Genomic DNA, 23202 nt, shown 5'->3' on the forward strand with positions numbered 1-23202 from the left:
GAGGCCGGTTCCCTACGCGACCTGGCCAAGTGGGCTCGACCAGAGGCGACGGGGAGGCCCCAGACCATCACTCCGGTGGAAAGGGGGCCCCGCACGCCGACATCGAACCCGGCGTCCCAGATCACGCTACAGAAAGTACAGGGACCAACACAAGCCGTCAAGTCGGATCACTTGATCACCCCCATGTTCACTCAACCGACCTCACAGGCGAACAGTTCGCAACCCCCTCGGCAGCCCCGACGTCCTGGGTCTCGACCAGGGCGCCTACACGGGCGTGCTCGCCGCGATCACGCTGCTCGGCGGCACCGCGGGCGGGCTCGCCGCCGGGTCCCTCGCGGGCGGCGTGCTCGCGGCGCTGGCCGTCTACGCGCTCGCGTACCGGTCCGGGATCAGCGGGCTGCGGCTCGTCGTCGTCGGCATCGCCGTAAGCGCGATGCTCACCGCCGTGAACTCCTGGATCGTCCTGCGCGCCGAGCTCGACATCGCGATCGCCGCGACGAGCTGGAGCGCGGGCTCGCTCAACGGCGTCGACTGGAGCGAGCTGCGGCTGCCGTTCCTGCTCGTCGGCGCGTTCACGCTGATCATCGCCGCCAATGCCGGCGCGATGCACCAGGCCGCGCTCGGCGACGAGGTCGCCGCCACGACTGGCGTGGGCCTCGGACGGCACCGGCTGCTGATCGTCCTGGCGGGCGTCGGCTGCACCGCGACCGTGACGTCGGCGACCGGCCCGATCGTGTTCCTGGCGCTGGCCGCGCCGCAGATCGGCCGCCGCATCGCCGGGGCGGCGGGCGTCCCGCTGGTGCCCGCCGCGGTCACCGGCGCGGTGCTGCTGCTGGCGGCCGACCTCGCCGCGCAGACCGTCCTGGCACCCGTCGCGCTGCCCGTCGGCGTCGTGACGTCGGCGCTCGGCGGCTCCTACCTCATCTGGCTGCTCATCAAGGAGGTGCGGCGACCGTGACGGACCGCCTGACCGCCCGTGACCTCACCCTCTCCTACGGCGAGCGGGTGGTGTCGACGCGGCTCACCCTGGACGTCCCCGACGGCGCGTTCACCGCCGTCGTCGGGGCCAACGCGTGCGGGAAGTCGACGCTGCTGCGCGCCTTCGTCCGGCTGCTCGCGCCGACGGAGGGACGGGTGGCCTTCGACGGGCGCGACGTCCGCGACCACCGTCCCAAGGCCATCGCCCGGAAGATCGGGTTCCTGCCGCAGGGGGCGGTGGCACCGGAGAACATGCTGGTCAGGCAGCTGGTGGCGCGCGGCCGCTACCCGCACCAGTCGGTGCTGTCGACCTGGTCGCCGGGCGACGAGCGGGCCGTCGCCGCCGCGATGGGCGCGGCGGGCGTCACGGAGCTGGCGGAGCGGCGCGTGGAGAACCTGTCGGGCGGGCAGCGGCAGCGCGCGTGGGTCGCGATGGTGCTCGCCCAGCAGACGCCCTACCTGCTCCTCGACGAGCCCACCACCTTCCTCGACATCACGCACCAGTACCAGCTGCTCGCGCTGCTGGCCCGGCTGCGCGACGAGGGGCGCACGGTCATCGCCGTCCTGCACGACATCAACCAGGCGTGCCGGTTCGCCGACCACCTCGTCGCGATGAAGGACGGCCGGATCGCCGCCGAGGGCAAGCCCGCCGACATCGTGGACGCGGACCTGCTGCACGCGGTGTTCGACCTGCCGTGCGTCGTCGTCCCCGACCCGGTGAACGGCACCCCGATGGTCGTGCCCACGATCTGAGGTTCGCGGCCGGGGGGCGACTGTGATTGGGTCGGTCATGCAGACATGAGTGTCTACTTGCGGGGGACGGGTGCGGGTCGGCGACGTGATCGACGGGCGGTACGAGGTGACCCGCGTCCACGAGCACGGCGCCATGGGACTGGTGTACCGGGTCCGGCACCTGACCTGGGGCATCGACCTCGCGGTGAAGAGGCCCCGGCCGGAACTGCTCACCGCGGACCGGGACCGGGCGCGCTTCGTCGCCGAGGCGGAGGCGTGGGCGTCGCTGGGCCTGCACCCCCACGTGTGCGCGTGCCATTACGTCCGCACGCTGGACGGCGTCCCGTGCGTGTTCGCCGAGTACGTGCCGGGCGGGGGCCTGCACGAGTGGATCGAGGACCGCGGGCTGTACGAGGGCGGCCCGGCGCGGGCGCTCGAACGGATCCTGGACGTGGCCGTCCAGATGGCGTGGGGCCTGGAGCACGCGCACGGCCGCGGCCTGGTCCACGGTGACGTCAAACCCGCCAACGTCCTGCTCGACGCCGAGGGGACGGCCAAGGTCACCGATTTCGGGCTGGCGGGCGTCCACGGCACCGAGGCCGGCGGCGGCCCCGGCGAGGTTTCCGGGGACGGGACCATGCTCGTCCCGTGGGGCGGGCACTCGCCGCCCTACGCCTCGCCCGAGCAGTTCGCGGGCAAGAGCCTGGGACGGCGCAGCGACGTCTACGGCTTGGCGGTCTCGGTGCTGGAGATGCTGGCCGGGGGACGGACGTGGATGGTCGGGCCCGCCGCCGGCGAGGCCCTGACGGCGCACGTGGCCGCGGGCCCGGAGGCGGGGACGGGACTGCCCGCCGTGCCGCCCGAGCTCGCCGAACTCCTCGCCCGGTGCCTGCGCGAGGACCCCGGGGCGCGTCCGCGCACCATGGCCGAGGTCACCGCCGAGCTGGTCGCCGTCCACCGCCGTGTGACGGGCCGCGCCTACCCGCGCCCGGAGCCGGTCGTGGCCGAGCCGCGCGCCGACGAGCTGAACAACCAAGCACTGTCCCTGCTGGACCTCGGCCGCCCGGACGAGGCCGAGGAGATGTTCGCGGCGGCGCTGGCGACCGACCCGCGCCACCTGCAGGCCGGCTACAACCGGGCCCTGCGGCGCTGGAGGACCGGTGCCCTCACCGACGGGGAGGTGGTCGACGAGCTCCTCGACTTCCGTCCGCACGACGGAGGCCCGTGGCAGTCCCTCTACCTGCTGGCCCTGGTGGAGCTGGAGCGCGGGAACCTCGTCCAAGGCCGCTATCTCCTGGAGACCCTCGACGAGGACCGGCCCGGCGAACCGGAGGTGCGGGCGGTCCTGAACGCCCTGCCGCCGCGCGGCGTGACGACGAAGCCTCCCGGCGCAGGCCAGGCGGCCCCGTGGAGCGTCCCTCCGCGCCAGGCGCCGCGGAACTGGCGTCCCCCGGAACCGCCCGCGCCGGCCGCCCTGCGAATCCTGCACGGGGGACGCCGCCTGCTGTACGGGGACGCCGACGGCGTCGTCAAGTTGTGGGACCGCGAGACCTGGAGATCCCTGCAGACGCTGAAAGGGCACGCCGGTCCCGTGCGTTCCGTCGACGTCTCCGCGGACGGCCGCCTGGCGGTCTCCGGCGCCGCCGACGACCAGGTGCACGTGTGGGACCTCACCGACGGCACCCTCCTGCAGACCCACACGCCGCCGGGCCTGGAGGCCACCCCGTGGATCCACGCGGTCAGGCTCGCCCGAGGAGCCCGCGACGTGCTCGCGGTGTCGGAGGAAGGGCACCTGTTCGTCTGGGACCGCGAGAGCGGGCGGCCGCGGCTGACGCTCCAGCCGCCCGGCGACGGCCTCAGGCGGCAGGTCGAGGTGAGCGCCGACGGCCGCCGGGTGCTGCTGGTGACCTGGCCCGGCGGCGCGGCCGAGCTGGTGGACCTCGACACGGGACGCGTCGAACGGCGGAGCCCGTTCGGCCTGAACGTCACCGCCGCACGGCTCGGCGCCGGCGGGCGCACCGCCGTCGTCGCCCAGGGCGACACGATCGCCATCTGGGACCTGCGCGAGGGACGCCGCCTGCGCACCCTGACCGGGCACACCGACGAGATCGGGGCGCTGTCGCTGAGCCCGGACGGCCGGTTCCTGATGTCGGGCGGCCGGGACCAGACCGTGCGGCTGTGGGACCTGGACACCGGGCGATGCGTCCGCACGTTCGGCCGGGCCCACGGCGTCCACGGGCACACCCTCCCGGTCACGGGGGTGCTGATCCGCGCGGACGGCAACGGCGGGATGTCGGTCGGCGCCGACGACACGGTGCGTTCCTGGGAGATGGGGCCGCCGTACACCGCCCCGTACCAGGTGGCCGTCCCGCGCCGGACCGAGGAGATGAACCGGCAGGCCGTCCAGATGCGCGCCCTGGCCGAGGAGGCCGAGCGGGCACTGGAAGAGAGCAGGTACACCGACTCCCTCGGCCTGCTCACGCGGGCGCGGGCGATCCCCGGGTATGAGCGGGAGCCGCGCCTGGTGGACGCCTGGCACGAGCTCGGCCGCCACCTCGGCCGCACGGGCCTGCGCGACGGCCACCTGGTGACGGCGCTCGGCGGGCACCGCACGGCCGTCCGGTCGGTGGACGTCGACCCCGGCGCCGGGCTCGCCGCGTCCGGCGGCGACGACGGCACGGTCCGGCTCTGGGACCTGCGCGCGGGCCGCTGCACGCGGGTGATCGAGGCGACCGCCGGGGCGACCCGGGTGTACGAGCTCGGCGTGGTCGCGGTCCGGCTGACCCCCGACGCCCGCGTCCTGGCGCTGACCTGGGACGGGAGATTCCACGCCTGGTCGGTCGCGACCGGGGAGCGGCTGGCCGGGAGCGCGGTCGTGCCGGTGCGGTCGCGCGGGGCGGGCGTCACCGCCGCGTCGTTCACCCCGGACGGGCGGCGGCTGCTGGCCGGCGGCGGCGACGACGATCTGATCCGCTGGTGGAACCTGGACACCGGCGGGCTCCTGCAGGTCCTGGACGGGCACGCCGGCCCGGTCGCGGCGGTGTCGGCCGCCGCGAGCGGCTGGACGGCGGCGACGGCCGGACGCGACGGCACCGTCCGGCTGTGGGACCTGGCCACCGGCCGCCCGACCCGCCACCTGGGGCGGTTCACCGGCCGTCCCGGCTCGGTGTGCCTGAGCGCCGACGAACGCCTGGTCATGGCGACCGGCTGGGACGACGACCGGCCGACCCGGATCTGGGACGCCGGCAGCGGCGAACTGCTGCACGGCGGCGCGTGGAAACCGCGGTCGGGCCGGCTCACCGCCGACGGCCGCTTCGCGGTGATCGGCGGCACGGACGCCATGCTGCGGGTCTGGAACCTGCGGAACGGGCGCGGGACCGTCCTGCACGGGCACCGCAAGGAGATCAACGACCTCGCGCTGACGCCGGACGGCCGCCACGTGGTGTCCGGAAGCGCCGACGGCACGGTACGGCTCTGGGAGTTCGACTGGGAACCGGGCGGCTAGCCGAGCCGCGGGCTCAGCACCAGGGCGGCGTTGTGGCCCCCGAATCCGATGGAGCAGGACAGCGCCGGCGCCACGGGCAGCGCCCTCGGTGCGCCGGCGACGATGTCCAGCCCCTCGGCGTCGGCGCCGCCGGTGAAGTTGGCGACGGGAGGCGCGAGCCCGTCCCGCGCGCTCAGCAGAGCCATCACCGCCTCGAAGGCCCCGCCCGCGCCGAGCAGGTACCCCGTGACGCCCTTGAGCGCGGTGATGGGCGGCCCCGCGCCGTCGAACACCGCCCGCAGGGCCGCCGCCTCGGCGCGGTCCCCGGCCGGTGCCGCGCTGCCGTGCGCGTTGACGTGCCCGATGTCGGCGGGGCCGAGCCCCGCGTCGGCCAGCGCGTCCGTCATCGCCCTGGCCACCAGGGCCCCGTCAGGACGCGGGCTCACGATGTCCGCCGCGTCCGAGGTCAGCGCGTATCCGGTGATCTCGCCGTGGACCCGCGCCCCGCGCCGTTCGGCGACGTCCGCGCGTTCCAGGGTGAGGAACGCCGCGCCCTCGCCCATGACGAAGCCGTCGCGCTCCGCGTCGAAAGGGCGGCTGGCCTCCGCCGGCGTGGCGGTGCGCCGCGACAGGGCCCCTAGCCGGTCGAAGGCGTGCACGAAGAACGGCGTCAGCAGCGCGTCCACCCCGCCCGCGACCGCCCGGTCGAGGTGACCCGCGCGGATCGCCCGTACCGCCTCGCCGATCGCCACCGCGCCGCTCGCGCACGCCGCCGCGAACGTCAGCGCGGGGCCGCGCAGGCCGTACCTGATGGAGATGTGCGCCGCCGTGGCGCTCGGCATGATCATCGGAATGGTGTAGACGGGCGGCCGCTCTCCGGCGAGCAGCACGGCGGTGGCCAGGCTCAGACCGCCGCTGCCGACGTAGACGCCCGAACGGGCCGCGTCGCCGGCGAAATCCGGACCGGCGTCGGTGACGGCGTCGACCGCCGCGGCGATCCCGAGCTGTGAGGCTCGGTCGAGACGCCGCCGCTCGGCCTTGGAGAAGTAGCGATCGGCGCCCAGCTCGGGAACCGGGCATCCGATCGCGACGGACAGTCCCGAGTCCAGGAGCTCGGGCAGGTGGACGGCCTGCGGCTTGCCCGACAACACCGTCTCGTAGGCGTCCGCGACGGTGTTCCCCGCGGGGCTCTTGACGCCCATCCCCGTCACCACGACGGGGTGGGAAACGCGCTGGGCTGTCGACACGGGGTGCCCCTTCCAACGGCGTACGGCCGAGCAGGCTACGGCCCGGGAGCGGCGCTCCGCTTAGCCCGGGCGCAACAAGTGGCCCGCTCCCGACTGTCCGACCGTGACAAGCAAACGGTCCAAAGCCTGGGAGAGCCTTGGCCGCCCAGTTCCAAAGCACGAGGAGGCGGCACATGCGGCGGACCATCGGCCCGGTCCTGACCGGCGCGGCGGCGTTCCTGCTGATCACCGGCGCCCTGCTCCACTTCTACGTGGCGCCGCGGATGACGCGGGCACCGGCGAACGTCTACGCGGTCACCACCATGCGCGCCGAGAACGCGACCTACCTCGACGCCTCGACGGCGAAGGTCCGTACCGGGGCCACCGTGACCTCGACCACCACCGTGCGCGGCGACCCCGCGGCCGGCCACGGCCGGATCGCGGTGTGGGAGTCCTTCACCGCGACGCAGGACCTCGCCAACGACACGACCCTGAGCTACGCCCGCGACCGGATCGCCTTCGACCGGAGCAGCGCTCAGCTCGTCAACTGCTGCGACGCGTCCATCGACGGGCACACCGGCGTGCCGATGTCGGGCATCGGCAAGTTCTGGCCGATGAACGTGGAGAAGAAGACCTACATGCTCTTCGACATCCCCACCCAGCGGGCCTGGCCGGTCACCTACCAGGGCGAGGAACGCGTGGGCGGGCTGCGGACGTACAGGTTCGTCCAGCGCGTCCCCGACACGATCGCCCCGGGCGAGGTCCCCGCGGTGCCCGCGTCCATGCTGGGCATGAAGGGCAACGCCCCGACCCCGGTGCAGCGCCACCACCAGGGCGAGGCGACCTACTGGATCGACCCGCGCACCGGGGCGCCGGTGAACGTCCGCCAGAAGGTGCACTCCACCCTGGTCGCGAAGCAGGGCCCCGGCCGCCTGGTGGTCGCCGACATGGACCTGCGCATGACCGAGGACGGCCGCCGCAAAGCCCTCGCCCAGGCCAAGAACGGCCGATGGGGCCTCCTGGCGCTCACCACCCTGGCCCCCATCGCCTGCCTGCTCCTGGGCCTGGCCCTCCTCGCCACGGCCCTGATCACCGCCAGAACCCGGACGCCGCACAGGCACTGACTCCGCGAACTGTCGGCGGCGCAGGGCAGTATCGGCCGCAGCCGTGCAGAGGAGAGAAACCGGTGCCGTTCACCAACCAGCAGATCAGCGATCACGCCTTCCTGAAGGGGATGTACGAGGACGGCTACTATCCCGATCACGTCGTCGACAAGGGGAAGGCGATCCTGCTGCGGCTGTGCGAGCGGATCGAGGCCGAACGCCCGTCCGACCTGGCGGCGCTCTACGTCCTGACGCAGGCCGCGACGGAGGAGTTCAACGCGCTGGCCGAGGATTTCGACGCGGCGGGCAGCGAGCTCGAGACGGTGGCGCGTGAGTTGATCGGCGAAGACTTCTGGTTCGTGGCCACCGCCTACGGCTTCGCGGACGCGGACGCGGAGGAACTGATCGCCACCCGCGACTGGTGACCGGCACCCCGCGACGGGGCGGCGTCGTGGCGCGATGCGAGACTGTCAGCCACGCGCGAGTCGGGAAATGAACGTGTTTGATCATTTTGTCTGGTCAGTGCTGGTCGCACCGGCCCTGGTGGTGGTCGTCGTCTCCGTGCCGGCCGACCGCGTCAGGCCGGCGGCCGGGGTGACGGCGCTGGCGTGGTCGGCCGCGGCGGCGGCCGTGGCGACCCTGGTCAATCTGGGCGCGTTCACGGTGAAGGCCGCCGCCGAGGTGCCCGGCGTCGCCCATCGTTTCGGCCTGTCGTACCAGACGGTCGTGCAGGACACCGCGCACCAGCGGTGGGTTCCGTGGCTGTCGGCGGCCCTGCTCGCCTGCGGGACGGTCGCGGCGGCGCGGGTGTGGCGCAAGCACCGCCGCGGTTGGCGGTTCGCCCGCCGGTTCGCCGGGACGCCGGGTGACGGGCAGGTCGTCCTGGTCGATCGGACCGAGATCGACGCGTTCGCCGTCCCCGGCCGCCCCGGCCGGATCGTCGTCACGACCGGGATGCGGGAGGCGCTGGACGACGACCAGTTCGCCGCGCTCGTGGCGCACGAGCGCGCCCACCTGGACGCCGGCCATTCCCGCCTGATGCTGGTGGCCGAACTGGCGGGGGCGGTGCATCCGGCGCTGCGCTGGGTCGCGCGCCGCGTGTCGTTCCTCATCGAGCGCGCCGCCGACGAGCGGGCCGCCGGCGCGGTCGGAGACCGGCGGACGGTGGCGACGGCCATCGCGGCGGCGGCGCTGGCCGCCGACCGGCGTCCGGCGGCCGACGGGCCGGTTCGCCTGTCCTTTGCCAGAGCCGTCCACCCCGGGGCCGTCCCGCGGCGCGTGGCCGCCTTGCTGGCACCGCCGCCAGGCCGGCGGCGCGCCTGGCCGGTCATCGTCCCGGTGCTCCTGGCGGCCGGCTCCGTGGTCTGGACCGGGGAGGCGCTCTACGACCTGTACGAGTTGCTCGTCCTGGCGCACCATCTGGCGCCCTGAACGAACGAGCCGTCACGCCGCCCCGGGACCCTGCCCGGAGGCGGATCCGGAGGCGGATCCGGGCGCCGGCGCGGGGGCCGGCCGGCCAGGTGCGGTGCGCGGGGTCCCGGCGGCCTGGGGGCGCAGGAACAGCACCATGACCGGGACCAGGTAGGCGATCCAGATGATCAGCTGGAGCCAGGTCACGGTGGGGGTGAGGTTGAAGACCCCGTGCAGCAGCGTCTGCGTCCACTGCCCGGCCCTGCCGAACCCGGCGAAGAACTCGGCGGGCTGCAGCGCCAGCGCGCCCAGCCCCGGCAGGACTCCGGCCTCCTGCAGGTCGTGGAAGCCGTAGCCCAGCACGCCGGCCGCCACCACGATCAGCGCGATACCGGTCCAGGTGAAGAAGCGCTTGAGGTTGAGCCGCAGCCCACCCCGGTAGAGCAGGTACCCGAGCACCACCGCGGTGGCCAGCCCCAGCAGCGCGCCGATGATGGGCGTGCTGCCGGAGTTGGAGTTGCTCGTGTTGATCCACAGGAACAGGGCCGTCTCCAGCCCTTCGCGGCCGACCGCCACGAACGCCACCACGGCCAGTGCGGCCGGGCCGACGTTCAGGGCACCGGCCAGCTTGCCCTCCAGTTCGGCCTTGATGGAACGGGCGGCGGTGCGCATCCAGAAGACCATCCAGGTCACCAGGGCGACCGCCACGATCGACAGCAGCCCGCCGGCCAGCTCCTGGACCTTGAAGTGGTTCTCCTGGGCGACCAGCAGGTTCAGTAGCAGCGCGAACCCGACGCTCACGGCGACGGCGGTCCCGATGCCGGCCCATACCGGGATCAGCGCGTCCCGCCGCCCGGTCTTCACCAGGTAGGCGGTCAGGATGCTGACGACCAGCGCCGCCTCCAAGCCCTCGCGCAGGCCGATCAGATAGTTGCCGAGCATCGCACCGTCCTTCGCGGTGAGCGCCGGAAGCCGCGCTCTAGCTTCTACACGCGAATAAAATTAAGGTTAGCATTAACTAACTTTCAACCCCCTACGCGGCGCTCGTGCCCGCACCCCTGGAGAACGAAGTCATGCGCATGTCGCCGTCTTCCGCGGTCCTCACCGGCGTCGCGGCGGTGTCGGTGTCCCTGCTCGCGGCCTGCGGCGGGGACGCCGGGGGCGGGAACCCGGACACCACGAAGATCGTCGCCTCCGACAGCGAGTGCGAGGTCACCAGGAAGGACTTCCCGGCCGGGGTCAACGAGTTCCACGTGACCAACACGGGCTCCCGGGTGACCGAGGTCTACGTCTACGCCCCCGGTGACAAGATCGTCACCGAACGGGAGAACATCGGCCCCGGCACCAGCGTCACCCTGACCGTGCAACTGGCCGCAGGCACGTACCAGATCGCCTGCAAGCCCGGCATGGTCGGCGCCGGCATCCGCCAGGACATCACCGTCACCGGCCAGGCCGACCCCAAGCTCGACCCGCGCGCCGAGAAGGCCGTCACCGACTACCGCGCCTACGTCGTCGAGCAGACCGACAGCACCATCGCCGCGACGCGGAAGTTCGCGGCGGCGTTCAAGGCCGGGAACGTCGCGGAGGCCAAGAGGCTGTACGCGCCGTCCCGGATCGGCTGGGAGCGGATCGAGCCCGTCGCCGAGTCGTTCGGCGACCTGGACCCCCGTGTGGACCTGCGCGAGGCCGACCTGAAGCCCGGCGAGAAGTGGACCGGATGGCACCGCCTGGAGAAGGCGCTGTGGAAGACCGGCTCCACCAAGGGCGAGGAGCAGTACGCCGACCAGCTCATCAAGGACCTCGGCGAGCTCAAGGCCAAGGTGAACGCCGCCAGGCTCGACCCGCCCATCACGCCGGTGTCCATGGCCAACGGCGCCAAGGAACTCCTCGACGAGGTGGCCACCGGCAAGGTGACCGGTGAGGAAGAGGTGTTCAGCCACACCGACCTGGTCGACTTCAAGGCCAACGTGGACGGCGCGTTCAAGGTCTACCAGCTGCTGCGGCCGGTCGTGCGGGACAAGGACCCGGACCTGGCCAAGGAACTGGACGAGAACTTCACCAAGGTCCAGGATGCGCTGACGAAGCACCAGAGAGGGGACGGCTATGTCTCTTACGACACCGTGGGCAAGGCCGACCGCAAGACGCTCGCCGACGCCGTGAACGCGCTCGCCGAACCGCTGTCCAAGCTCGCCAAGGCCGTCACCAAATGACCGGACGCCCGTCCCGCCGCCGGATGCTGGGCTTCTCCGGCGCGAGCCTGCTGGTCGGGGGCGCCGCAGGAGCGGGCTTGGGCCGGGTGGCCACGGCGGAGCCCTCCCAGACCCCGCCCGTCCCGCCCGTCCCGTTCCACGGCCGGCATCAGGCGGGCATCGTCACGCCCGTGCAGGACCGGCTGCACTTCGCGGCCTTCGACGTGGTCACCGACGACCGCGCCGAGCTCGTCCGGATGCTCAAGGAGTGGACGGTCGCCGCGGCGGCCATGACCCGGGGTCGGCCGGTCGGCGACGGCGCGGTCGGCGGCCTCCCGCAGGCCCCGCCGGACGACACCGGCGAGGCCCTCGGCCTGCCGCCGTCCCGCCTGACCTTGACGATCGGATTCGGGGCCGGCCTGTTCGAGAAGAGCGGCAAGGACCGCTTCGGCATCAGGGACAAGCGGCCCGCCGCCCTCGTCGACCTGCCGCACTTCCCGGGCGACCGGCTCGACCCCGCGCGCGGCGGCGGCGACATCGCCGTCCAGGCGTGCGCCGACGACCCGCAGGTCGCCGTGCACGCCGTCCGCAACCTGGCCCGCATCGGCTTCGGCACGGTCGCGGTGCGCTGGTCGCAGCTCGGCTTCGGCAAGACCTCCTCGACCACGCCCGCCGAGCAGACGCCGCGCAACCTCTTCGGCTTCAAGGACGGCACCGAGAACATCCCCGGCACCGACGCCGGCCTCCTCGACGACCACGTGTGGGCCGCCGACGGATGGATGGCCGGCGGTTCCTACATGGTCGTGAGACGCATCCGCATGCACATCGAGACGTGGGACCGCACGTCGCTGCTGGAACAGGAGGACATCATCGGCCGCGACAAGAGCGAAGGCGCCCCCGCGGGCAGGTCCAAGGAACGCGACAAGGTGGCCCTGGCCGCACTCAAGCCCGATGCCCACGTCCGGCTGGCCCACCCTGACACCAACCACGGTGCGCGCATCCTGCGCCGCGGCTACTCCTTCACCGACGGCACCGACGGCCTGGGACGCCTGGACGCGGGTCTGTTCTTCATCGCGTTCCAACGCGACCCGCGCAAGGGGTTCATCCCGATCCAGCAGTCTCTGGCAGGCGACGCCCTGAACGAGTACATCCAACACGTCGGCTCAGGAATCTACGCCTGCCCACCGGGGGTGAACCAGGGCGGGTACTGGGGCGAGACCTTGTTCGGGTGACAAGAGCCGTCCTCAGCCCTCGTCGTCCTGGCGGAGCAGGTCGCGCAGGAGTTCCTCGTCGCCGGGGTCCAGCGAGCTGACGAACCGCCGCAGGACCGAGGCACGATCGTCTTCCTTGCTCAGCAGCCGGTTCATCCTGAAGGCGGTCAGGCCCGCCGCGTCCGCCACCGCCCGGTACCGGAAGGCCCGCCCGTGACGGCGCCGGGAGGCGACACCCTTGCTGTGGAGCCGGTTCAAGGTCGTGACGACCGTGCTGTAGGACAGGCCGGCCCCGGCACCCAGCCGCTCCAGCACCTCGCCGGTGGTCAGCGGCTGCTCGGCCTCCGCCAGGACGGTGAGGATCTGCGCCTCCAACTGCCCCGCTCCCCGGCGTGCCGCGGGCGGACCGGCTTCTGAAGGCGGATTCGACGTCACCTGGAAAACTCTAGCTCCCGCGGCTCCCGCCGCGGCGACTTCGGGGTGCCGCCATCAGTGCCGTACATATACTGATGGACACGTCCGGTTGTCTGCGCACCCCTGCCGTCGGCGCCCCTCGCAACCGCCGTCGAAGCCGTCGCCAGCGAATGGGGAAGGTCCAGCACTGATGAAGGCCCCAAGCTCTGGGGTGGCCCGGCAGATGAATCAGCCATCGATCGGCGAGATGGTGGCTGACATCCTGCGCACCCGGATCCTCACCGGCGAACTGCCCGAGGGCTCACTGCTCCCGCGTCAGGAGGACCTGATGCGCGAGTTCAATGTCAGCCGTCCCCCGATGCGCGAGGCGCTGCGGATCCTCGAGGCCGAGGGACTGGTCGTCGTCCGCCGCGGCAACGTCGGCGGCGCCCAGGTCCGCGCACCGGACCGCAGCGCCGTCGCGAGCAACCTCGGCATGCTGCTCCAGTTCAAGGACGCGCCGCTGAAGGACCTGGCCGACGCCCTGGTGGAGATGGAGCCGCTCTGCGCGGCCCTCGCCGCGGACCGCGAAGACCGCGTGGAAGCCGTGATCGCCAAGCTCCGGCCGTACCTCGATCGGCAGCGCGAGCACCTCGAGAACGGCGCGGAGTTCACGGCCCACTGCAAGGCGTTCCACGACGCGATGATCGCCGCGTGCGGCAACGACACGATCCGGATCTCCGTGGGCGCCCTGGCCGCCCTCTGGTCGACGCAGGAGCAGGCGTGGGCCGACGTCGCGGCGTCGACCGACGGCTACCCGCCCATCGCGCAGCGGGAAGAGGTCCTGGCGATCCATGAGCAGATCGTCGACGCCATCGAGAAGGGGAACCGTACACAGGCGATGGCCCTGACGCGCGCACACGCGCGCGCCTACCCGCAGCACGTGCTCGCGACGGGCGAGCGCCGGCGGATCATCCTCACGAGCACGGGCCGCGGCCACGCCGGGCCCTGACCCGCCGCTCAGGCCGCCCCCGTCACCGATCGCCCTCGTAGGTGCGCAGGCTCGCCAACGGCGCGCTGACGGCGAGCGGTTCGCCGGGTTTGAGGGACCGGATCCACGTTCCGGCGTCTCCGGTCCCGACCCGCACATGCAGACGGGTCTCCTTGGCGCGGACGGTGACGTCGACGTGCCGGCCTCCGTATTCGGCCGTCACGAGGTCGGCGTCCAGAGCGACGGCCCCCTCGAGATCGTCCGGCTGCCGCGGGTGGACCCGGAGGTCATCGGGCCGGACGCGTGAGACCGCGCGCTGTCCGGTGAGCGCACCGAGGTCGTCCGGGCCGACCCGGGCCCCCGCGGGCGACGACCAGCCGCCGTCGACACGCTCCCACTCGATGCGGTTCGACATGCCGATGAAGGCGGCGACGTAGTCGCTCGCCGGTTCGACGTACACGCGCTCCGGCGTGTCGCACTGCTCGATCCGGCCGTCCCGCATGATCGCGATCCGGTCGCCCAGCGCGAGCGCCTCGTCCTGGTCGTGCGTGACGAGGACCGCGGTGAAGCCGAGCTCCTGGTGCAGTTCGCGGATCTCCGTCCTGACCTGATCGCGCAGTTTCGCGTCGAGATTGCTCAGGGGCTCGTCGAGCAGGACGAGGCCGGGCCGGGCGACCAGGCCCCGGGCGAGCGCGATCCGCTGCTGCTGCCCACCGCTCAGCTGGGCCGGGTAACGGTCGAGCAGGTCGCCGCAGTGCACCATGTCCGCGGCGTTCTCGACCCAGCCGTCCGCGATCGCCTCGCGCCTGCCCCTGACCTTGAGGGGGTAGGCGATGTTCTTGCGGACGGTCATGTGCGGCCACAGCGCGTACGACTGGAAGACCATGCCGATGTCGCGCTTGTGGATGGGGACGTTCCAGCCGCGCCGGCCGTCGAACACCGTCGTGTCCCGCAGTTGGATCGTTCCGCCGTCAGGGGTCTCAAGCCCGGCCAGACAACGCAGCGTCGTCGTCTTCCCGCAGCCGCTCGGGCCGAGCAGGACGAGGAAGTCGCCCTCCCCGACCTCCAGGTCGAGACCGTCCACGACGGTGGTGCGCCCGAAGCGCTTCGTCAGACCCGAGACGGCGATTCCCGATGCCATCAACCTTTCCTTTCCGTCGATTCGAGGCGGCCGCAGCCCATGGGAACGGACGCCGCTCAGGAGTGGCGCAGCACCCATCCCAGCTGCAGGGACGCGAAGAACGCGGGGTCCTCCGCGTAGTAGGCGTGCCCGCCGCCCTCGACGGTGACCAGCTGCGCGCCGGCGATCCCCCGGTAGAGGTCGCGGGCATGCGCCGCCGTCGTGAGGATGTCCTCCGTCCCCACCGTGACCAGCGTCGGCGATGAGATCTTCGCCAGCTCCTCGTCGGACATCCACTGCTCGGTCGCGACGCGCAGGTGCGAGGCGTACTCGGACTCCGACAACTCGTCGATCTCCGCGGCGCCCTCGGGCAGTTTCTGCATCGACATCTTGTCCGGGCTCCACCCCCAGAGCGCGACGAAGGAGCGCAGCAGCTGCGGCGCGAGGCCGCCCGCGAGGAGCTGCCCGCGGAAGTCGAGCATCGCGAGGAGGCGGGGGTCGGGCCGGGCCGCCGTGGAGTGCAGCGCGAGGCTCTTGACCAGGTGCGGGTGACGTGAGGCCACCCTCATCGCGATCCCGCCTCCCAGCGAGACGCCGCAGACGTGCATGGGGCCCTCGCCGATGGCCTCGATCAGCTCCGCGGCGTCGTCCGCGAGGTCCTCGATGGTGGTGGACTCTCCGATCGGGGAGGCCTTGCCGACACCGCGGTTGTCGAAGGTGACGCACCGGAGGTGGGGCGCGAGGTGCTCCACGATCGGATCCCAGGCGCGGTGATCGGTCCCCAGCCCCTGGATCATCAGCACGGAGGGCCCCTCACCCTTCGTGCACACCACCGTCTTCAGGGCCGACAGCGAGATCGTTTCGAGCTTCGAGTCCAACGGTTCCTCCGCGATGCGTTCGACGGACGGCCAGGAGGGCTGATCCTACAAACTTTGTACTGTTAGCGCCATGGCATGGCGCCTCCGGCCGCGATACCGATGCTCCCAGGCATCGCGGGCTGGAGGGGAGTCTAGATTCTGTATAAAGATTGCAGTACTGTGCGGCGAACGGGCTCCCGGCCAGATCGCGGTGACGCGTACCCGGGAGGACGCGGAGCCGGACCACGCGGACCGGCTCGGTCTTCCGGGGCCGAACCGTCGTCGTGGGCCGCCGACCCTACCGACCGCACGCCCGAGCAGGGGCGGACCGAGGCGCAGGCCCCGGTGGCGAAAGATCCTCGGCCGCCGGCCCCGCGGACATCTCACGACTGACGAAGGACGTGATCGTGAACGCCGATCTGCGCGACTCGGACGGGGCCGTGAAAGCCACCGTCGGCGCGTACGGACGACCCGAGGCCACCGCGAGTCCCGGCGATCCGGCCGGGTCACGACGCGCCGCGACATGGATCCGCCGCCACGGCCTGTCCGCCGGGCTGGCGCTCGTGCTCTCCTACCTCGTCGTCTTCCCGCTGGTGCGACTGCAGTACCTGGCGCTCCAGGACGGCGGGCGCGCCTACCGCGACGCGTTCGCGCTCCCGGACATCGGGAAGACGGTCCTCACGACCGTCGCGCTGGGCGCGGGTTCGCTCGTGATCTCACTCGTCGCGGGAGTGTCGCTCGCCTGGTTCGCGCTGCGGCTGCCGCGTCGCTGGGCGTGGCTGTCGGCGATCCCCATCCTGCCGATGGTCCTCCCCGCCGTCGCGGTGGTCGTGGGATGGGCGTCCCTGCTCTCCCCGCAGGTGGGGTACCTGAACATCGCGCTCCGCAAGCTCCCCTTCGTCGACGTCCAGGCCCCCGAGGTCGGGCTCCCGAGCGGACCGCTCAACGTCTACAGCATCCCGTGGATCATCGTCGTCACCGGCATCCAGCTCACGCCGCTCATCTTCCTCTTCGTGCAGTCCAGCCTGCGGCAGCTGAACTTCGAGGCCGTCGAGGCGGCCATGGTCGCCGGCGCGTCGCCGGCACGCTGCTTCCTCGGAATCGTGGTACCGCTGCTGCGGCCCGCCATCGTCTACTCCGCGGCGTTCGCGATGCTGCTGGGGCTGGGGCAGCTGACCGCTCCCCAGTTCCTCGGGACCAGGGAGGGCATCCGCGTGCTCGCGACCGAGGTGTACCGGTTCGGTGGCGAATCGCCGACCGACTTCCCGCTCGCCGCGGCGGTCGCCTCCCCGCTGCTCCTCGCCGGTCTCGCGTTCATCCTCATCCAGCGCGTGTCGCTGCGGCGGGACTTCAGGTTCGTGAGCACCGGGGCCAAGGGCACGTCGCGGCCGGGCAAGCCGTCACGTCTGGCGGCCCCGGTGATCGCCCTGTACGGGCTCTTCACGCTGGTACTGCCGTTCGGCGCGCTCGCCCTCGTGGCCTTCTCGTCCTTCTGGACCGGAATGATCGACGTGGACGCGTTCACCCTGAAGAACTTCGAGCGCGCCCTCAGCGACGAGTCGATCATCGAAGCGCTCGTCACGAGCATCACGACGTCGGTCGGTTCCATCCTCATCGCCCTGCCGCTGGGATACCTCCTGGCCGAGGTCATCTACAGGCGGCGCGGGAACGCCGCCGTCCGGACGATCCTCGACGTGATCACGCAGCTCCCCCTCGGCATACCCGCGGTGGTCTTCGGGGTCGGATTCCTCTACGTCTACATGGGCCAGCCGTTCCAGCTCTACGGCAGCCGGCTGCTCATCGTCATCACCTACGTCGTGCTGGTGCTCCCGTTCACCGTGCGCCTGCAGCTCACGGCGCGCATGTCCCTCGGCACCGCGTACGAGGACGCGGCGCGGGCCAGCGGCGCGAGCACGCTGCGGGCCCATCTCACCGTCGTCGTACCGATGATGCGGGGTGCCATGGCGGGCGCCAGCGTGCTCATGTTCGTCATCCTCACCCACGAGTTCGCGGCCTCGCTCTTCGTCCGCTCCACCAACACCCAGGTCCTGGGGACCCTGCTGTACGACGAATGGACGCACGGGTCGTACCCGATGGTCGCCGCGGTGGGCCTGATCATGTCGGCGGTGACCGCCGCGGGGCTGGTCGTCGCGGTCTGGGTCGGCGGTCGCGAAGCCACCCTCGACCGGCTCTGACCCGCGCCGGATCGGGATCACCGCCGCGAAGCCGCCGGCCATTGTCCATCTGTTAAAAGATAGCTATCCTCATAAGTATTGATACTTCTGCTCGGGGTGGGCCACGGCTGTCCGGCCGTCGTCGAAGGTCGCTCGAACATGTCGCCCCGTGCGCGGGTGCCACCGGCACCACTACGCCGAGACGACGAGAGGAGACGGTCAGGGTGAAGATCCGCACACGATGGATGCGCACGGCGGGCGTTCTGCTCGCCGCATCACTGCTCGCCGCCGGCTGCGGGGGCGGGGACGGCGGAAGCGGTCCCGCGCCCACCGGCGACGCCCAGTGGCAGGCGGTCGTCAAGGCGGCGAACAAGGAGGGCCATGTCACCTGGTACACGATGGCGCCGCAGTCGGCCCAGGAAGCCCTGAAGAAGGCCTTCGAGAAGAAGTACCCCGACATCTCGGTCAAGGTCCGCTCGATGGGGATCGCCGAGCTGAACTCGGCGCTCGAGGCGGAGAAGAAGACCGGCGCGGAGGGCGCCGACGTCGCCACCTCGGTCGCCTACAGCTGGGTCTACGAGAAGGAGAAGGCCGGGTGGTTCGCCGACCTGACCGGCGGCTCGCTCAAGGCGCCTGAGTGGACCTCCAGCGGTTACCTCGTCAACAACAAGATCGTGGTCGCGCCCCTGGGGCTGATCGTCCTGGGGTGGAACGCGACGCTCCTCCCCGGGGGCGTGAAGACGTACACGGACCTGCTCAACCCGAAACTCGGCAACGGGGCGATCGGGGTCGTGCAGCCGGAACCGGCGATCCACGCGGACAACTGGGCCTTCATCGAGAAGAACTTCGACCAGAACTGGCTCCAGAAGCTGGCCGCCCAGAAGCCGACCGTCTTCCCGAGCGCGTTCGCGCTGCAGGAAGCGCTCGCCGCGGGTGAGGTCGCCGTCGGCAGCTTCGTGTCGGCCACCGACATGGTGGGGCTCCAGGACAAGGGAGCCCCCGTCAAGTTCGCGGTGACCAACCCGGCGTGGGCGGCCCAGAACCTGTTCTTCGCGCTCAAGTCCGCGAAGCACCCCAACGCGGCGCAGGTCTTCATGGACTTCTTCGCGTCCCCTGAGGGACAGCTGGCGGCGGCGCGCAACGGCTACAGCCCCCTGAAGGACGTCGCCCCGAAGACGCTCGGCGGCAAATCCCGCGTCGTTCTGACGGACGTGAAGCAGGTCCTCGACCCGAAATGGGGCCCGGAATACCTCGCGCGCTGGAAGCAGACGTTCGGGAAGTAATGAGCCGCGCACAGGGATGAAGCGGGCGGGGCCCGGCGCACCAGGAATGGCTCCGACGCCGGCCCCGACCGCCATCATCCTCATCATTGCGTCATCTTTATAAAGAATGTAAAGTAAGTCCACGGCAATGGACCCCGATGAAGCCCCGTCTGTCATCGGGCGACGAGAAGGGATGTCCGGTGAAGTTCGGACTCTTCCAGACCCCGTACACGCGCCCCGAGCGCAGCCCGCTGGAGACGTTCACGTGGGCGGTGGACCAAGCGGTGGCGGCCGAGAACGCGGGCTTCTCGGAATTCTGGGCCGGCCAGCACTTCACGCTCGCGTGGGAGGCCATCCCCAACCCTGAGATGGTCCTGGCGGCCGCGGCGCGCGAGACCAGCCGCATCACCCTCGCCCCCGGCGCGCACCTGCTGCCCTACCAGCACCCCGCGGGCCTGGCCTCGCAGACGTCGTGGCTGAGCCACATCGCCGAAGGCCGGTACATCCTGGGCGTCGCGACCGGCGTGAACCCCATCGACGCCCAGTTCCACGGTCTCAAGAACCGGGCGGACAACCTCGCGATGTCGATCGAGTCACTCGACATCATGGAACAGGTCTGGTCCGGCGAGCCCTTCGAGTACGTCGGGCAGTACTGGACGGCCGCCTTCCCCGCGCAGAACGACACCCACCAGCTGCGCGACCTGCGTCCCCACGGCGGCAGCATGCGGATCGCGATGGCCGGGGCGAGCCCGAACTCGACGTCGATCCAGTGCGCCGGATCCCGCGGCCTGATCCCCCTGTCGTTCGGCGGCAGCCCCGAACTCGTGGCCAACCACTGGGAGAACTACCTCGCGGGCGCGCGGGAGACGGGCCGTCAGGACGGTTTGGACCGCGGCATTCATCACATCGCCATGGAAGTGTTCGCGGCCGATACCGACGCGGAAGCCGAAAGGATCGTCAAAGAAGGACCGATCGGCCACGCCTGGCGCGAGCACCTCGTTCCCAACGAGCAGGGCCGGGCACGCAGAGCCGGCATCGCCCCGGTCTGGGACAGCAACTCCTCGATGGACGAACTCATCCGGCACAAGATGGTCGTGGGAAGTCCCGACACCGTCGCGGAAAAGCTTCAGGCCCTCATCGAGAAGAGCGGCGGCTGGGGGACCACCCTCGTGTTCGGCCACGACTTCATCGACGACCCGTCCCCCTGGAACCACAGCATGGAACTCCTCGCCAACGAGGTCGCGCCCAAGATCGGATCGGACGTCAAGTAAGCACATTCGGCGACAACGGTCGAAGCCGAACGAATACCGGCCTAATAGAGCGGTGGGATGAAATGCGAGACACCCCCTTCCTTGTCGGGCTCGGCGGCACCCTCCGAGCGCAGTCATCGAGTGAATCGGCCCTCAGGATCGTCCTCGAGCACGCGCAGAGCCTGGGGGCGACCGCACGGCAGTTCAGCGGTGAGGACCTCGCGAGCCTGCCCCCGTACGCTCCCGAGCGGCCGGATCGGACGGTTCTCGCAACCGAACTCGTCGCCGCCCTCCGCCTGGCCGATGGAGTCGTCATCGCCTCGCCTGGCTACCACGGATCGGTCTCCGGTCTCCTGAAGAACACGCTCGACTACATCGAGGACATGCGGACGGACGCCCGCCCCTACCTCAGCGGGCGCGCGGTCGGCATGGTCTCCACCGCGTACGGCTGGCAGGCGGCCGTCACCACGCTCACGTCGATGCGGGCGATCGTCCACGCTCTCCGAGCATGGCCGACTCCCTTCGGGGCCGCGATCAACTCGGCGCAGGTCCGGATCGGACCCGATGGCTGCAGCGACGACGACGTGACGTCCCGGCTGCGCACCGTGGCGGAGGAGGTGGTCACCTTCGCCGTCCGTCAGCGAGCGTGGGCGAACGGGACCGCGCATGATGGTCCGGCTGTTCGGGAGGATCCCCAGCCCAGCGGCAGCCGGTCAGATCAAGGCGCGGTGTAGCCGAAGAGGACTCCCCGATCGCCGGACTTCGGCGAGCACCGCGGATCAGGTCGTGCGCCGCGAAGGCGGCCCCGGCGACCAGGTCGGCCGTCGGCGCGGCCCCGAGGGGTTCGCTCGCGCCCGCCAGGAGCCCGGCTCGTCCCTGCACCGCGAGATCCGTTCCGGGCCTGAAGCCCTCCGCGCGCGTGAGTCAAGCCTCCAGCGCCGCCCTTTCAGGTCCAGTGTGATCGCGGACTTGGTGCGGTTCAGCGCGTGGAACGGAGCGAGGAGCGGAACGTCGGTTCCTCGCCGAGGTCTCCCGGCGGCATCGCGGCGCAGGGGCCGGGACGACTGCTCGGCGAGGCTGAGTACAACACGGCCCGGTCCCCTCCCGCCCGAGCTCACCTGGTGGTCTATCGCGGGGGACGGCCAGCGGAGCCGGACGAGCCCCAGGCGTGCTCGGCGGCCACCAGGGCCTCGTCGTCGGCGGTCCACCCTGGGAACGGTCACGCCGGCTCCTGTCCCGCCACGGGATCGGTCGGCGAGACGGAGCTGGGTGGATCGGGGTGGATACGGTGTCAGCGCCCTGGTCTGAGCCCTGGATTCCGGGAGCTGTGCAGACGGGTGATCGGCAGGTCGCGCCGGCCTTCGAGGACATGGTGGTGCGAAGCCAGCGAGTGGGATCGGCTCAGGTTGGTGGCCTGATGGCGGTCGCCGGCGGCGATCGCGGTGGCGATCATGTGGTGCACCTTCAGGGCGCGGCGCTGCTGCTCGACGGCCGGGTACTCCGAGGCCGCCGCGACCACGTCGGCCCAGTCGAGTTCCTGCGTCGACCAGAGCTGCGCGAGGGCGCCCGCGGTGAGGATCAGGGTCGTGTTCCCGCAGCCGCTCACCACGGTCTCGTGGAACTCGCGGCCGATCGAGGTGAAGTCGTGGGCCTCGCCCACGGCGCGCTCCTGCGCGTCGACGAGGGCGTACAGCCGGGGGACCAGGTCGTCGTGCCGGTCCGGGCGCGTGGCGGCCACCCCCGCGCACAGCGGCTCGATCTCGTTGATCGCGTCCGACAGATCCCCGAGGGTCACCTGCTGGAATCTCAGGAGGAGGCCGAGGGTGTAGGTGGTCGCGTGCTGCGAGGGCGCGAGCACCACGACGCCGCCCTGGTTGCCGCGCCGCACCGAGATCAGTCCTTCGGCCTCCAGGATGCGCAGCGCCTCCCGGTACGAGGGCCGGCTGACATTGAACTCGCGGAGCATCTCCTCCTGGCGGGGGAGCAGGCTGCCCTCGGCGAGCTCGCCGTTGATGATCCGGTCGCGGATCGAATCGGCGATCAGTTCCGCGACCGCGGGCTGGCCGAATTGCAGGTCCGGATATGGCTTTTGACGGGACCGCGCCCCAGTCGCATCCGGCATGAGGTCTCCGATCAGGCTCTTCACTCCGAGTTATTATCTGTATAAATATAACACATTTGAAGGGGGAGGCGGTGTGATGTGAACGACACACACCGTCATATGGCGTTCCCCTGCGCATTCTGGCGCACCGTACGGGAACGGTCTAACCGGCAACGGCCTAACCGGGGCGCCCTGGCAGACCGGACATAAGCGCAGGTCGGAGCCGGGATCGCCGGACCGGGCGAGGAAATGCGCAGGCTCGGTGCAGCGAAGGGCGACCGGATGGGCCCGCGTCCCCGAACCGGCTGGACGCGGTACTCCTGATGGCGGCCGCTGTCGTGGCGGGAATGGCCGTGACTCCGGTGAATTGGAAGCTTCCACCCGAGACCGCCGCGGTATACCTCGCAGACCTGACCCCTTTCCTGGTCTTCTGCTCCCGCGAGCATCGTGCCATCTCGGAAGGCGTCACCGGAGCCGTGGTCGTCGATCGTCGATGACGAGCCCGCCGCTGGGACGGCCGGGAACGCCGCTGGGAGAGGGGTGCGGCCCCGGAGTCCGGCCGCGGTGCCGATCCCCTGACGATCATGTCCACCTGGCGGCCCCACCGGAAGGCCCGGCGCGGCAGCTTGTTCCCCGCCGGCGACCCTGTTCGGGCGTCGGCGCCGGGGCGAGCTCGGCTTCGTCGAGCGAAGCGGCCGGATGTTCGGGTGCGGTGGAGAGA

At 71.4% G+C, this 23202-nt stretch carries 18 protein-coding genes and 1 pseudogene; 13 read left to right on the forward strand and 6 right to left on the reverse strand.

From position 1 onward, the window contains the following. Positions 1 to 223 precede the first annotated feature (223 nt). From ACFPZN_RS35785 to ACFPZN_RS35795, 3 genes and pseudogenes are all read left to right on the forward strand, one after another. Positions 224 to 958, forward strand: a pseudogene (locus ACFPZN_RS35785) (FecCD family ABC transporter permease); the annotation flags it as partial. Continuing rightward, a complete protein-coding gene (locus tag ACFPZN_RS35790) occupies positions 955 to 1731 on the forward strand; it encodes an ABC transporter ATP-binding protein (RefSeq protein ID WP_378286875.1) in 777 nt (258 codons plus the stop codon). The pseudogene ACFPZN_RS35785 and the gene ACFPZN_RS35790, both read left to right, overlap by 4 nt. A 70-nt stretch (positions 1732 to 1801) precedes the next feature. Next, positions 1802 to 5215 carry a protein kinase domain-containing protein gene (locus tag ACFPZN_RS35795; protein ID WP_378286876.1) on the forward strand — a complete coding sequence of 1138 codons (3414 nt, stop codon included), beginning with the start codon at positions 1802 to 1804 and terminating at the stop codon, positions 5213 to 5215. On the opposite strand, the gene ACFPZN_RS35800 is transcribed toward ACFPZN_RS35795, so the two are convergent. After that, positions 5212 to 6441, reverse strand: a complete 1230-nt coding sequence (locus ACFPZN_RS35800; protein WP_378286877.1) for a beta-ketoacyl-[acyl-carrier-protein] synthase family protein — start codon at positions 6439 to 6441, stop codon at positions 5212 to 5214. The two genes, ACFPZN_RS35795 and ACFPZN_RS35800, sit on opposite strands and share 4 nt — an antisense overlap. Positions 6442 to 6614: 173 nt before the next feature. Between ACFPZN_RS35800 and pgfA the strand changes: the two genes are divergently transcribed. The 3 genes from pgfA to ACFPZN_RS35815 all read left to right on the forward strand — a co-directional run bounded on the left by pgfA (position 6615) and on the right by ACFPZN_RS35815 (position 8954). Further along, positions 6615 to 7544 (forward strand): cell envelope lipid trafficking protein PgfA, encoded by a 930-nt coding sequence (gene pgfA, locus ACFPZN_RS35805; protein WP_378286878.1) that lies wholly within the window; start codon positions 6615 to 6617, stop codon positions 7542 to 7544. 62 nt (positions 7545 to 7606) lie between these two features. Then, entirely contained in the window at positions 7607 to 7948 is a 342-nt protein-coding gene (locus ACFPZN_RS35810) for a DUF5713 family protein (RefSeq protein WP_378286879.1), read from the forward strand. A gap of 97 nt (positions 7949 to 8045) precedes the next feature. Further along, entirely contained in the window at positions 8046 to 8954 is a 909-nt protein-coding gene (locus ACFPZN_RS35815) for a M56 family metallopeptidase (protein ID WP_378286880.1), read from the forward strand. A 12-nt stretch (positions 8955 to 8966) separates the two neighbouring features. Here ACFPZN_RS35815 and efeU read toward each other — a convergent pair whose 3' ends face one another. Then, positions 8967 to 9875: an iron uptake transporter permease EfeU gene (gene efeU / locus ACFPZN_RS35820; protein WP_378286881.1), complete on the reverse strand. Its 909-nt coding sequence runs from the start codon at positions 9873 to 9875 to the stop codon at positions 8967 to 8969. 137 nt (positions 9876 to 10012) lie between these two features. Between efeU and efeO the strand changes: the two genes are divergently transcribed. Next, a complete protein-coding gene (gene efeO, locus ACFPZN_RS35825) occupies positions 10013 to 11143 on the forward strand; it encodes an iron uptake system protein EfeO (RefSeq protein WP_378286882.1) in 1131 nt (376 codons plus the stop codon). Further along, positions 11140 to 12354, forward strand: coding sequence for an iron uptake transporter deferrochelatase/peroxidase subunit (efeB, locus tag ACFPZN_RS35830; RefSeq protein WP_378286883.1), 1215 nt, complete (start codon positions 11140 to 11142; stop codon positions 12352 to 12354). The genes efeO and efeB overlap by 4 nt, the downstream gene beginning before the upstream one ends. Positions 12355 to 12366: 12 nt before the next feature. Here efeB and ACFPZN_RS35835 read toward each other — a convergent pair whose 3' ends face one another. Next, on the reverse strand, positions 12367 to 12708 hold the full coding sequence (locus ACFPZN_RS35835; RefSeq protein ID WP_378286884.1) for a BlaI/MecI/CopY family transcriptional regulator: 342 nt from the start codon (positions 12706 to 12708) through the stop codon (positions 12367 to 12369). Positions 12709 to 12994: 286 nt separating this feature from the next. On the opposite strand from ACFPZN_RS35835, the gene ACFPZN_RS35840 reads away from it, so the two are divergent. Then, the gene (locus ACFPZN_RS35840; protein ID WP_378286885.1) at positions 12995 to 13738 is read left to right on the forward strand and encodes a FadR/GntR family transcriptional regulator; all 744 of its coding nucleotides are present in this window, start codon (positions 12995 to 12997) and stop codon (positions 13736 to 13738) included. A 22-nt stretch (positions 13739 to 13760) separates the two neighbouring features. Here ACFPZN_RS35840 and ACFPZN_RS35845 read toward each other — a convergent pair whose 3' ends face one another. After that, a complete protein-coding gene (locus ACFPZN_RS35845) occupies positions 13761 to 14858 on the reverse strand; it encodes an ABC transporter ATP-binding protein (protein ID WP_378286886.1) in 1098 nt (365 codons plus the stop codon). A gap of 56 nt (positions 14859 to 14914) precedes the next feature. After that, positions 14915 to 15715 carry an alpha/beta fold hydrolase gene (locus ACFPZN_RS35850; protein ID WP_378286887.1) on the reverse strand — a complete coding sequence of 267 codons (801 nt, stop codon included), beginning with the start codon at positions 15713 to 15715 and terminating at the stop codon, positions 14915 to 14917. Positions 15716 to 16101: 386 nt separating this feature from the next. Between ACFPZN_RS35850 and ACFPZN_RS35855 the strand changes: the two genes are divergently transcribed. From ACFPZN_RS35855 to ACFPZN_RS35870, 4 genes are all read left to right on the forward strand, one after another. Continuing rightward, a complete protein-coding gene (locus ACFPZN_RS35855; RefSeq protein WP_378286889.1) occupies positions 16102 to 17889 on the forward strand; it encodes an ABC transporter permease in 1788 nt (595 codons plus the stop codon). A 203-nt stretch (positions 17890 to 18092) separates the two neighbouring features. Further along, a complete protein-coding gene (locus ACFPZN_RS35860; protein ID WP_378286890.1) occupies positions 18093 to 19151 on the forward strand; it encodes an ABC transporter substrate-binding protein in 1059 nt (352 codons plus the stop codon). 179 nt (positions 19152 to 19330) lie between these two features. Continuing rightward, positions 19331 to 20401, forward strand: coding sequence for an LLM class flavin-dependent oxidoreductase (locus ACFPZN_RS35865; RefSeq protein WP_378286892.1), 1071 nt, complete (start codon positions 19331 to 19333; stop codon positions 20399 to 20401). Between the two features lie 62 nt (positions 20402 to 20463). Continuing rightward, a complete protein-coding gene (locus tag ACFPZN_RS35870) occupies positions 20464 to 21114 on the forward strand; it encodes an NADPH-dependent FMN reductase (protein WP_378286893.1) in 651 nt (216 codons plus the stop codon). Positions 21115 to 21671: 557 nt separating this feature from the next. On the opposite strand, the gene ACFPZN_RS35875 is transcribed toward ACFPZN_RS35870, so the two are convergent. Then, on the reverse strand, positions 21672 to 22502 hold the full coding sequence (locus ACFPZN_RS35875; RefSeq protein ID WP_378286895.1) for a FadR/GntR family transcriptional regulator: 831 nt from the start codon (positions 22500 to 22502) through the stop codon (positions 21672 to 21674). Between the last annotated feature and the right edge of the window lie 700 nt (positions 22503 to 23202).

This window comes from Actinomadura rugatobispora (assembly GCF_042656285.1).
GTDB classification, from domain to species: domain Bacteria; phylum Actinomycetota; class Actinomycetes; order Streptosporangiales; family Streptosporangiaceae; genus Spirillospora; species Spirillospora rugatobispora.